This is a genomic window from Lignipirellula cremea, assembly GCF_056501455.1.
In genome coordinates this window covers 1,284,213-1,297,092 of record NZ_CM151415.1, presented here as the reverse complement: position 1 = coordinate 1,297,092, position 12,880 = coordinate 1,284,213, and the positions used below count along the sequence as shown (strand labels likewise).

The following is a 12,880-nucleotide window of genomic DNA, read 5'->3' as shown; positions in this document are numbered from 1 at the left end:
CAGGGGACGATAGATCTCTCCCCTCTTCGCACGCCCCGCCGCTTCTCGCCATGACTCGCTTCTCTCTCGCGGGATGGATACTCCTCGTATCCGGCCTCGTCCCGGTCGTGCTCCGCGGCGCAGAACCTGTCGCGTTCGACGCGCTGGCAGCAGATTTCGACCGCTCGATAAGACCCCTGCTTGCGCGCTACTGCCTGGATTGTCATGACGCCGCGAACAAGGAGGGCGAACTCGACCTGGAGCGCTACGCTTCGTTCGCCGCGCTGCGAGCCGATCCCGCTCCCTGGCAACTCGTCGCGCAGCTTCTCGAATCGGGCGAGATGCCGCCCGAGGATGCCGATCAGCCGACGAACGAGGAGCTTCTCGCGCTTCGAGGCTGGGTCGATCGATTCCTCGACGCCGAGGCCCGATCGCGTGCCGGCGATCCGGGACCGGTCGTACTCCGCCGGCTGAATAATGCGGAATACGGCTATACGATCCGCGATCTGACGGGCGTCGCGGAACTCGATCCCGGCCGCGATTTTCCGCCCGACGGCGCCGCGGGCGAAGGCTTCACGAACACGGGCCAGGCGCTCGCGATGTCTCCGGCGCTGGCGGAAAAGTACTTCGCCGCGGCGAAAGATGTCGCTCGTCATGCCGTGCTGCTGCCTGACGGCATTCGCTTCTCCCAAGGCGTCAGCCGCGAAGACTGGACCGAAGAATCGCTTAGGCGGATCCGCGAGTTCTATCGGTCGCGGTCCGCGCCGATGCAGAGCGCCGAAATCAACCTGCAGGGACTCGTGTGGGAATCGGCCGACGGCGGGAAGCTTCCGCTCGCTTCGTACTTCGAGGCGACGATCGTCGAGCGGGAGGGGCTCGCTGCCGGAACGAAATCGTTCGCGGAGGTCGCGGAGAAACGCGGTCTGAGCGAACGATACCTGACGACGCTATGGAACGAGCTTAACGACGAAGCTCCTTCGCCGACGCTCGATCCGCTTCGCCTTCGCTGGCTTGCTGCCGGTCCGTCAGACGCTGCGACGCTGGCGAACGAGGTCGAAGGTTGGCAGCGGGCGCTCTGGAAGTTCAATCGCGTCGGTCATCTGGGGCGGGTCGGCGGGCCGACCTCCTGGATGGAACCGCAAAGCCCGCTCGCTGCACGAACGGAGATCCGCCTTCCGCTCTCCGGCGGAGAGGGCGAGTTCGTGACGATCTACCTCGCCGCGACGCCGGCGTCGGTCGGCGAATCGGCGGTCGTTCTTTGGAATCGTCCGCGTCTCGTCGGAAAGGACCGTCCCGAGTTGCCGCTGCGCGATCTGCGTTCCGCGGTCGCTCGCTTCGAGGCGTTCCGCGACCGGAGCTTCCGCAATGCAGGCCGATGCTTCGCGGCGATCGACGAGGCCCTGGCAACTGACGACGCAGAGATCGACATCCCGGCGCTCGCGAAGTCGCATGACGTTCGAGAGGAGGAGTTGGCCGCGTGGCTCGAACTGACGCAGGTTCGCGTCGCGGAGACGCCGATCGCGGGCCGTTTCGAGACGCCGCTGCCGGTCGGCGACTACGCCTTCGTTCGCGGATGGGGCCGACCCGAGACGCCCAGCGCCCTGGCGAACGCGTCGGATCAGGAGGTTCGCATTCCCGGCACGCTGCCCGGACGATCGGTCGCCGTGCATCCTTCGCCCGATCAGGATGCCGGCGCCGCCTGGCGAAGTCCCGTCGACGCGACCGTTCGCATCTCCGGCTTCGTACGCGACTCGCACGATGCCTGCGGCAACGGCCTTAGCTGGCGAGTGGAACTCCGTCGCGGAAAGCAGCGGTTCGCCCTCGCCTCCGGAGCGCTCGCCAGCGGGGAAGCGACTCCGTTCGGACCCCTGGAACGTATCGTCGTGCGACGCGGTGACGTGGTGGCGATCGTGGTCGGAGCCCGCGACAAGGATCACGTCTGCGATCTGACCGGGATCGACCTCAAGATCGTCGACGCTGCGTCAGAGCGGACCTGGGACCTTGCTGCGGATTTGACGACCGAGGCGAAGCCGGAGAACCCGGCGCCCGATCGCTTCGGGTCCGCCGACGTCTGGCATCTGTTCGCCGAGCCGGCCGGCTCTGCTTCGCCTGAATCTGGCGACGCCATCGGCAACGATGCGCTGTCCCGCTGGCTGCTTGCGGTCGATCCTGAGGGCCGACGGGCTACCCGGGAGTCGCTGGCGAAGCTCTTCGCCGAGGGACCGAAGGAGGCGACGCCGGACCCGGAACGCAAGCTCTACGAGCGCTTCGCCTCGTACGCCGGACCGTTGTTCGCGTTTTCCCTGAAGGCAATGCCTCTCGACGAGAATCCTTCTTCCGTCGAGAACGAGCTCGAATGGGGGCTCGATCCTTCGATGTTCGGCAAGCTGCCGGACGGATCGCCCATCGAAGGAGAAGCCGTGGCGATCCAGGTTCCCTCCGTGGTCGAGATCCGACTGCCGAGAGCGCTCGTCGACGGGTACGAGTTCGTAGCGGAAGCGTCAGCCCTGCCGAGCAACGAAGTCGCCGTCCAGGTGCAGGCGACCCTCACTCCGCCGATCGCGCCGCCCGTTCTGCGGTCGGGTCAGCCTCTTCTCGCCAGCGAGGGAAGCGCCGCGTGGAAGGCGATCGAAGCCGATCTCTCGCGGTTCCGCGATCTGTTCCCGGCGGCGCTCTGCTACACGAAGATCGTGCCGATCGACGAAGTCGTCACGCTCCGATTGATTCATCGCGAGGACGAGCCGCTGCAGCGGGCGTTGCTGTCACCGGAGGAGATCGCCTGGCTCGACCGGGCGTGGGAGGAACTCCGCTTCGTTGGGCAGGATGCGATCCGACAGGTCGACGCGTTCGAGCAGTTGATGGAGTACGCATCGCAGGATGCCGACCCCTCCGTCTTCGCGCCGCTGCGAGGTCCGATCAACGACGCGGCGAAGGCGTTCGAACGAAGACTGACGGATGCGGAGCCGGTGCACGTCGCCGCCGCGATCGACTTCGCCGAAGGTGCCTGGCGTCGTCCGCTCTCCGACGAAGAGAGGAAGCGACTGCAGGGTCTGTACGATCGCCTGCGCGCCGAACAGACGCCGCATGACGAGGCGATCCGCACGCTGTTGGCCCGAATCCTCGTTTCGCCCGCGTTCCTCTATCGACTGGAACAGGCGCCGCCTGGCGAAGACGCACAGCCGGTCGACGAGCACGAACTGGCGGTGCGGCTGTCGTACTTTCTCTGGTCGTCCCCCCCGGACGATGAACTTCGGCGGAGCGCCGCCAGCGGAACGCTGACCGACCCCGAGGAACTCGTCCGCCAGATGCAGCGGATGCTGCGGGATGATCGCGTGAGTCGGCTGGCGAAGGAGTTCGCGTGCCAGTGGTTGCATGTGCGGGACTTCGCGACGTCCGACGAGAAGAGCGCCGTCGCGTTTCCTGAATTCGCCGAACTGCGGGACGACATGGCGGAGGAGCCGTCGCGCTTCTTCACGGACTTTTTCAGGCAGGATCGTCCGATCGAGTCGATCTTCGACGCCGATGCGGTCTTCGTGAACCGCCCGCTCGCGCAGCATTACGGGATAGCCTGGGAAGGCGCCGACGACGCTCCCGAGGAGGAGGCCGATTGGCGACGCATCGAGGGAGCGAAAGCCTACGGAAGGGGCGGCATTCTCGGGATGGCGTCGGTCCTGGCGAAGCAGTCGGGCGCGTCGCGGACGAGCCCCGTGCTCCGTGGCACGTGGGTCAGCGAAAGCCTGCTCGGCGAACGGTTGCCGCGTCCGCCGAAAGGCGTTCCGCCGCTGCCGGAGGAAACGCCCGCGGGACTGACGGAGCGCGAACTCGTCGCGAAGCATGCCGAGGACGCCGCGTGCGCGAAGTGCCACGTCCGGATCGATCCCTTCGGCTTTGCGCTGGAAGGCTACGACGCCATCGGGCGCCGCCGTGATCGCTACGCCGAAGGTCAGCCGATCGACGCCTCGGCGCAGCTCGTCGACGGGACGCAGTTCGTCGGGGCGGAGGGTCTCCGCGACTATCTGCTGGGAGAGCGACGCGACCAGGTTCTGCGTCAGTTCTGCCGCAAGCTGTTAGGCTACGCTCTCGGGCGCAGCGTGAGACTCTCCGACGAACCGCTGCTGGACGAAATGCTTGCCAACCTCGATGCGAGGGAAGGCCGAATCTCCGCCGCGATCGAGACGATCGTCCTGAGCGAGCAGTTCCGCACGATTCGCGGTTCCGACTGGACCGATTGACCCGAACGCCGCGCGCTACGCATCCGATCCGAACGACGACCCAGGATTCAGCTCCTTACGAAGCGAGCCTCGCCATGATCCCCTTCAGCCGCCGCAGGTTTCTTCATGGGCTCGGCGTCTCGATGGCGCTTCCCTGGATGGAGTCGCTGCCCGTCTGGGGCGCTCAAGGCGACGGATCCGAGGCGCCGGTCCGTTTCGCCGTGCTCTTCGCGGGCAACGGGTTCCATAAGGAATGGTGGGCCCGCGGCTCGGGCCGCGAGATGGAGTTGGGCCAGGTTCTCGCGCCGATCAGCGACTTCCGCGAGAAGGCGCTCTTCATTCAGGGCCTGCGCAACGAGGAAGCCCTGAAGGGGAACATTCACAGTTCGCAAACCGGCAACCTGCTCTCCGGCGCTCCGCTGGCGTCAGGCGGAGATATCCGCTCCGGCACCAGCGTCGACCAGGTGCTCGCGCAGACTTACGGTCGCGAAACGAAGACGCCGAGCCTGGTCCTGGGATGCGAGCACGCGAACCCGTCGGTCCACAAGAACTACTCGATGCTCTACAGCTCCCACATTTCGTGGAGTTCGCCGACGACGCCGACGCCGCTGGAACTTTATCCCGCGATGGCCTTCGACCGCCTGTTCAAGGAGGGGAGCGACCGGGGCGACGTGAGCGTGCTCGACGCGGTACTAGAAGACGCGACGGGTCTGCGTTCGCGGCTGGGGACGGAGGATCGCCGAAAGCTGGATGAATATCTCGATTCCGTCCGGGACGTCGAACTCCGGATCGAGAACGCCGGCAAGCGGGGCGAGCGCCAGGGTTGGAAGCCGTCGCTGATCCAACCGAACGTCGCGCGACCCGTCGACGGCATTCCGCAGGACGTGGCGGAACACATGCGGCTGATGTGCGACATCCTGGTCCTCGCGTTTCAGACCGATACGTCGCGGATCGTCACGCTTAAGCTGAACAACGATCACTCGTCGCTCCGCTTTCCGCACCTGGGCGTCGACTACATGATCCACCACCTGCTGTCGCACGCCGACACGCCTGACTGGTTGAAGGTGAATCAGTTCTTCGTCGAGCAACTGGCCTACATCGCCCGAAAACTCGACGCGGTGCAGGAGGGAGAAAGGACGGCGCTCGATAACTCGGTCCTGCTGTTCTGCTCGAGCATGCTCAACGGCAGTCACGACGCGACGCAGCTTCCCGTGCTGACGTTGGGACGCGCGGGCGGGAAGTGGGAGACCGGACGGACGCTCGATTATCGCGAAGCGTCCGAGCGTCAGATGTGCCGGCTCTACCTGTCCATCCTGCAGACGATGGGGCAGCCCGCGACCCGATTCGGAGACGCATCGACGCCGCTGGAGGAATTGACGTCGGCCTGAACCGGCCGAACGAAGCGAACGCGGGTGTCGGAAGGGTGGAGAATCGGGCATACTCGATTCGCGCCGTTTCGCCCGACCGATCCGCCTGTTCGCGGAGCTCCGCTGCCGTTTATGTTCCCCGTCGACGTCGTTCTTCTCATCGGAAGCGTCTTGCTGCTGCTCGGCATCGCGTCGAGCAAGATTTCCGCAAGACTCGGCGTCCCGGTTCTGGTGCTCTTCCTGCTCGTCGGCATGCTGGCCGGCGAAGAGGGACTCGGACGGATTCAGTTCAGCGACTACACGGTCGCCCACGCCGTCGGAACCGTCGCGCTGGCGATCATCCTCTTCGACGGGGGTCTGAGCACTCCGATCGAATCGATCCGGGCGGTCTGGAAGCCGTCGGTGGCGCTCGCGACGATCGGCGTGTTCGTCACGGCGGGCGTGACGGGCATGGCAGCCGCCTGGATCCTGGGAGTTTCCTGGCTGGAAGGGCTGTTGCTGGGGAGCATCGTCGGCTCGACCGACGCGTCCGCGGTCTTCGCCGTTCTCCGGACCGGCGGCATCACGCTTCCCACCAAGCTCTCGTCCACGCTGGAAGTCGAAAGCGGATCGAACGATCCGATGGCCATCTTCATGACCATCGGGTGCATTCAGGTTCTGACCGGCAAGATGACGTTCGGTACGGATCTCCTGCTGCTGTTCGCGATGCAGACGGTCGTCGGCGTTCTCGCGGGCCTGGCGATCGGATTCGCGGCCGTGTGGATCGTCAACCGTATCCGGCTCGATGCGTCCGGCCTCTATCCGATCCTGGTCGCCGCCTTCGGACTGCTGTCGTACGGGACGGCAGTCGCGCTGGGGGGCAGCGGATTCCTCGCGATCTTCCTTGCCGGGATCGTCATCGGAAACCGTCCGCTCGCGTACCAGCGCAGCATTCGGCTGTTCCACGACGCCGGCGCGTGGCTGGCTCAGATCGCGATGTTCGTCGTGCTCGGACTATTGAGTTACCCCTCCCAACTGGTTCAGGCGGCGCCGAAGGGATTGCTGATCGCGGTCGTCATGATGTTCGTCGCCAGGCCGGCGGCGGTGTTCCTCTGCGCACCCTGGTTTCGCTTCGACTGGCGCGAGATGACGCTGCTTTCATGGGTCGGTTTGAAGGGCGCCGTTCCGATTACTCTCGCTATTTTTCCATTGCTGTACGACGTGGACAACGCGGCCCTGATCTTCAACATCGTCTTCTTCATCGTCGTGTTGTCCGCGCTGGTACAGGGCTGGTCGCTCGCGCCGGTCGCCGGCTGGTTGGGTTTGCGGCTGCCGACGGAACCGCCCCCGCCGGTGACGCTGGAGATCAGTTCGCTGCAGAACCTCGACGGAAGCGTGCTCGATTTCACCGTTCGCCCCGAATCGCGCGCGGCAGGGCATCTGGTGAAGGATCTGGCGCTGCCGACGGGCGCGGTCATTTCGCTGATCGCCCGGGAGAAGCAGATCATTCCTCCGCATGGAGGAACGCGAATCGAGGTGGGCGATCATGTCCTGGTCGTGGTGCGCAGCGAAGTCGCGGCGCTCGTCGCGCAGGTCTTCGCCGAACGGACGGAGTTGCCGCTCGATCTGCCCAGCATGACGTCGTTCCCGTTGCGTCCGACCGCGACGATCGGCGAACTGGAAGAGACCTACGGCCTTAAGACGGAGTTGCCGCCGCATCTGACCCTGGTCGAAGCGATCCGCGCCCGCGCCGGAGCGAAACGACTGACCCAGGGCGAGACCGTCCCGCTCGGTTCGATCGCGTTGCAGGCCCGGCTCGTCGGAACGAACGGCGAGATCGAACAGATCGGCATGATCCTCCTGCCGGAGGATCCGCGGCATGTCGCGCCCGACCCCGCATCGAAGTCGGAGCCGAACCTCGAATCGCCAGCGAACCCTGCGGAAGAGCCGCTTCCGCAGGACTGAACGCGGACGCTTCGCGAGCGCCCGCGTCCGTCGATTCGGGAAGGCCCTATTCCCGATGGCCTTCGGTCGCCGAAGCGCCGGCGGGAGGAACGGGACGGACCAGGAACTCGACCAGATCGCGAAGCTCCGCCTTGGTTAGGTTCTTCATCAGATCCTCCGGCATGGACGACTTGCCCTTGCGGCGACCCTCGACGCTCGCGGCGTCGATCCGGTCAAGCGTTCCTTCCGGCGTCATCAGGACGATCTCTTCGTCGGACTCTTCCCGCAGAATGCCGGAGTGGATGCGGCCGTCATCGGTGATGACCATCAGCGTTTCGAAGTTCTCCGCGATGTCGCGGTTCGGCACCGTGATCGAGGCCAGCAGGTACTCGCGGTCCTTCTTCTTGCCGAGTTCCGTCAGGTCGGGCCCGACTTCGCCGCCCGTGCCGAGCGCCTTGTGGCAGCGCACGCACGACAGACTCGCGCGGCCGTAGAAGAGTTCGGCTCCGCGTCGCGCGTCGCCCCCTTCCAGCGCTTCGCGATACGCAGCGATCGAGTCATCGACCTTGCGCGACTTCTCGTACTCGGCGAGCGCCGCATCGAGCGCGGCGTCGTCGACCGCTTCGGCCGCCGTGAGCAGGTCGAGCTGAACCGTCGGCGCGATCTCGCCCGCCAGCAGCTTCTTCGTCCGTTCGCGGAGGAGGGGGGCCGACAGCGCGGGAGGGAGCTTGGCCAGCGTGGCGTAGGCGCCCTGAACCTCGTAGACGCTCTCGCTATCCAGGGCCCTGGCCAGTTCTTTCGTCGCCTTGTCGGGCGAGGTGCGGCTCAGCACGTCGCGAGCGGCGGCGCGAATCGCCGGCGCCGAGTCGGTCAGCGACTTCGCGACCAGTTCTTCCAGATTCGCGGCATGCAGCTTCTCGAGCGCGGCGAGCGATGAACCCCGTTGCTCGGCAGGCACGTTCGCATCGGTAAGGAAGCGCTCCAGCGCGGGAAGCACTTCCTGAATGCCGAGGATCGCCGCGGTCTTCACCGCCTCGCTCTGGACGGCGGACGGGGCGTCGAAAATTCCCGCAAGTCGGCTGCGGAACGCCGCCTCGGCGCTTTTGCCGTCGCGAGTCGGCAGCGGATCCCAGCGGTTGAGAACGCGATCCTTGGGCGACGGTTCGCCCCAACTCGCCAGCATGCGGAGAGCTTCCATCCGCATCTCCTCGCTGGCGCCGTTCGACGCGGCGACGGCCGCCACGCGGTTCGCGTTCTCGGCTCCGCCGAGGCGATAGTTCGCGTTCAGGACTCGCTCGACCAGCGCCCGTTCGTCGCCCGCCGTGATCGGCGTCGCGGCCAGAGCGGCCAGCGCCTCCGTGACGGGAGCGTCGTGGATGGCCCGGGCGGCTTCGAGGACTACGCGACGGTCGGCGTCCTTTAGAAAGAAAGCGACTTCCGGCGCCTGGCGCTTCCGCAGCGCGACCACCGCGGCGACGCGCGCGGACGGCTGCATATGAACCGCGCGGCTGGTCAGGTCTTCCGCCGTTGCGCACCCGGCGAGGCCCATGATGCCGGCGTGACGGAGCATCGGGTCGGCGTCGGCGTTCGTTTCCAGCATCTTGATCAGCGGATCGACGGCCTCGGCGTCATTCAGTCGGCCAAGCGCGATGCCGGCGAAGTAGGCCGGTCGCGGCGCTCCTTCGCCCAGGATCTGTCGCAGACGAGGCGCAGCGGCGACGATGCCTAGTTCGCCGCACAGCTTGGCCGCTTGCCCGCGGAGTTCTTCGTCCTGCGCGTCGAGCAGCACGACCAGCGCCTCTTGCGAGAGTTCCTTCGCCGGCTCGCTCGACTGGTGTCCGAGTTGCCCGAGCCCCCAAGTCGCGTGAAGTCGTGCGAGGAGCGGTCGCTGATCGTCGGCGGCGACGTCCATGAAACGGCGCGTCTCCGCCAGATGGGCGAGCGCGAACTGCGCTTCGTATCGGACGCGTCGATCGGCGTGCCCCAGCAGGTCGACCAGTCGTTCCGGCTTCAGCGAGCGGAAATCGTCCGCCAGCAGGCTCTTCGTTTCCTGCACGAGCTCCGCATTCGCCTGCGACGGATCGAAGAAGCGATAGATGCGTCCCTTTCCTTCGCCGTCCCAGCCGTTGACCCAGTCGGAGACGTAAACCGCGCCGTCGGGTCCGAAGCAGACGTCCGTTGCGAGGATGTTCCAGAACGACTGATCCTCGTCGACGACCTCGAAGAAGGCGCCCTTCGGAGCGCAGCGGAACGTGCGGATTCCGGAGTTGCCCGTCTGGCCGCGGAAGTCGCACAGCAGGAATCGCCCGTCGAAGAACTTCGGAAGTCCGACGCCGGGGTAGCTGGCGAGTCCGGAAGGACCGTCGCTGAGATTGGCGATCGCCGGGACGATGTACGCCGCCTGGCCTTCGTGCGGCGGATGCCAGAGCTTCTCGCGGTTGTACGGCCCGCGATCGGAGAGGTACTGGTAGTACATCCGCCAGCCGGCGTCGGCGCCCTCCGCGATGACGAACCACTTCGCCTTGTCGCCCGAGTCGCTGTTGTTGTCGCCCGTGAAGAGATTGCCGTAGTCGTCGAAGGCGAGTTCCTGCGGATTGCGCAGGCCGGTGTGGACGACTTCCAGGTTCGAACCGTCGAGTTCGCAGCGGAAGACGGCGCCCGAGTCCGGATTCTCGAACCGCGTTCCTTCTTGAGATACGACGTTGTAGCCGCGGTCGCCGATGCTGAAATAAAGCCGGCGATCGGGGCCCACGATCAGTCCGTGCATGTCGTGTCCGCGGAAGGCGAACCGCACGCCGTAGCCCGTGTGCAGCGATTCCCGCTCGTCCGACTTCCCGTCGCCGTCGGTATCGACCAGGCGGAACAGGTCGGGGATGCAGGTGTAATAAACGGCCCCGTCGTAGGACAGGACGCCCGCCCCGGTGCCCATCTCCAAGTCGTTGAACCCGGAGGCGAAGACCTGCGATTCGTTCGTGCCGATCTTGCCGTCGCCGTTCGAATCGTGCAGCAGGCGAATCCGGTCGTCCTGCTTGGTGTACTCGACGGCGTTCGCCCCCAGCCGCTTCTTGATATAGGCGATGCGATCCTCGACCGTTCGCGCGGCGAGATCGTCGTCGAGCCAGTCGCCGTGCGAGCGGTTGTCCTCCACGCCCTTCTTCTGGCGGAACGTTTCGCAGACGAACAGCCGGCCCTGGGCGTCGACGTCGAAGGCGACGATATTCGCGACGAGCGGCTCGGCGACGACCAGTTCCGTCTTCAGGCCTGCCGGGACTTTGAAGCCCGGGATCGCCTGCTCTCCTTCGGCGGACGCCGGCGCGATCTGCGGCTCCAGCGGAGGAGGCGTTTCCTGGCCGAAGGTCAGACCGGCTACGACCAGCGAGGACGCCGCAAGACGCAACATCGAAGCGAAACGAACGAACATAGGGAGGAATCGATGCGGAAGAGGGAAGGCCGCTGAATGCGGGCAGACCGCGAGCCCTAAGCCTAGGCAGGAACGAGTCCGACGACAAGCGACTCGCGTCCCTCCGCGCGCACGTGTCGAACTTCCCCGAATCTTCGCAGGCAGGCGGGTCAATCCGACGCTCGCGCGGGTTAGAACGTACTTACACTGGGAGTGACGTTCTCCGCCCGATTCCTGCCCGCCCGAACTCAGCTATGACGCTTCGCGCTTCGGCCCCTTCGTTCGCTCTTTCGGTCGCGGTTCTTGCGGCCTTCGCCTCGTCAGCGATCGCCGATCCGCCGGACGGTCTGGCCCGGATTCAGGCCGAGGCGATCCGCGATAAAAAGTCGACCGTCGCCCACTGGGGAATCGACCCGGACAACTACCTGCAGTGGGGCACCCACTCGAACCGGCTGATCCCGGTCTACGCCTTCGGGACGAAGGGCGCCGGCGAGGGCGTCGATCTCGAATCGTATACGGGCGAGAACTCCATCTATCGCGATGAGGAGCGCCTGACGGAGCTTTACGGGCGTCTGCCCGAACGGACGCTCGACCCGCAGGCCCAGCATTTCGATCAAACGGATCTGTTCCGAATCCAGCAAGAAGCCGCCGAAGCGGGCAAGAAGCGAATCATCGTGGTTGTCTTCGACGGGATGGACTGGCACACCACCCGCGCTGCCGCGATCTACGCCGCGCAGAAAGTCGGCTACGACGAAGGTCGCGGCAAGGGCCTGTTCTTCCAGGAATACGATGCCCGCGGAACGACGCAGTTCGGGTACGTCGTGACGGACTCGAAGTACGACAACGTGATGGCCGACGTCGATAATCAGTCCGTCGCGCCGGCGACGCTGGCCGGGCCCGGCGGATACTCGGCCGAGTTCGGCGGAAGCGCCCCTTGGAGCATTCCGAAGGACCCGGGCTACCTGATCGGCCAGCCAGAGGTCGACGGCGCTCCGAAGCATCCGTATCCCGACTCGGCAGCGACGGCGACCTCCATCTTCACCGGGGTGAAAACTTACAACGCCGCGATCGGAGTCGACGACTACGGCGCGCCGGTCGCGTCAATCGCCCACGAACTGCAGCGCAAGGGCTGGGCCGTCGGCGCCGTGAGCAGCGTTCCCATTTCGCACGCGACGCCCGCCTCCACGTACGCTCATAACGTTTCCCGCGACGACTATCAGGATCTCTCGCGCGATCTGGTGGGCCGTCCGTCGATCTCGCACCCGGCGGAACCCCTTTCGGGTATGGACGTCGTGATCGGCTCCGGTCATGGCGTCGAACTGAAAAAGGATAATGGCCAGGGCAAGAACTTCGTCCCCGGCAATCGGTACCTGCCCCACGAGGATCTCGAAGCGATTGACGTCGAGAACGGCGGCAAGTACGTCGTCGCGCAGCGTACCGCCGGCAGCGACGGCAGCGACATCCTGAAGGAGGGCGCAAGGGCGGCGATCGAAAAGAACGCCCGGCTCTTCGGCTTCTTCGGCACGAAGGAGGCCCACCTGCCGTTCCAGACGGCGGACGGCGACTACCGTCCCGTGCCCGGGCGGACGAAGAAGGCGGAACTCTACGACTCGGCAGACGTGAAAGAGAACCCGACCCTTCGCGAGATGGCCGAGGCTGCGCTCTCAGTCTTGTCCCGCGACGAGGAGGGGTTCTGGCTGATGGTCGAAGCGGGGGACGTCGACTGGGCCAACCACGATGACAATCTCGACAACTCGATCGGCGCCGTCCTCGCGGGCGACGACGCCGTTCGCGGCATCGCGGAATGGGTGGAAGCGAACGGCGGCTGGGACGAGACGCTGATGCTCGTGACGGCGGATCACGGTCACCTGCTGTTCGTCACCGATCCGCAGGCGATCGCTGACGCTGCGGGCGCCGCGCAGGCCGATGCGGCTGCGGTAGTACCTGCCGTCGAGGGATCGGGACGGCCGACCGCCAGCCCGTAGCTTGCCCGCGCATAT

5 protein-coding genes are annotated in these 12,880 nt (G+C 65.9%); 4 read left to right on the top strand and 1 reads right to left on the bottom strand.

The window, feature by feature from the left end; translation table 11 throughout:
- Positions 1-50: 50 nt before the first annotated feature.
- The 3 genes from SH602x_RS05105 (at position 51) to SH602x_RS05095 (ending at position 7,501) form a co-directional block, all read left to right on the top strand.
- A complete protein-coding gene (locus SH602x_RS05105; RefSeq protein ID WP_479475764.1) occupies positions 51-4,211 on the top strand; it encodes a DUF1592 domain-containing protein in 4,161 nt (1,386 codons plus the stop codon).
- A gap of 74 nt (positions 4,212-4,285) precedes the next feature.
- Entirely contained in the window at positions 4,286-5,578 is a 1,293-nt protein-coding gene (locus SH602x_RS05100) for a DUF1552 domain-containing protein (protein WP_479475763.1), read from the top strand.
- 111 nt (positions 5,579-5,689) lie between these two features.
- The gene (locus SH602x_RS05095) at positions 5,690-7,501 is read left to right on the top strand and encodes a potassium/proton antiporter (protein ID WP_479475762.1); all 1,812 of its coding nucleotides are present in this window, start codon (positions 5,690-5,692) and stop codon (positions 7,499-7,501) included.
- A gap of 46 nt (positions 7,502-7,547) precedes the next feature.
- Here the strand turns inward: SH602x_RS05095 and SH602x_RS05090 are convergent, their stop codons facing one another.
- Positions 7,548-10,880: a PVC-type heme-binding CxxCH protein gene (locus tag SH602x_RS05090; RefSeq protein WP_479475761.1), complete on the bottom strand. Its 3,333-nt coding sequence runs from the start codon at positions 10,878-10,880 to the stop codon at positions 7,548-7,550.
- A 254-nt stretch (positions 10,881-11,134) separates the two neighbouring features.
- Between SH602x_RS05090 and SH602x_RS05085 the strand changes: the two genes are divergently transcribed.
- Positions 11,135-12,865: an alkaline phosphatase gene (locus tag SH602x_RS05085; protein ID WP_479475760.1), complete on the top strand. Its 1,731-nt coding sequence runs from the start codon at positions 11,135-11,137 to the stop codon at positions 12,863-12,865.
- Positions 12,866-12,880: the final 15 nt, after the last annotated feature.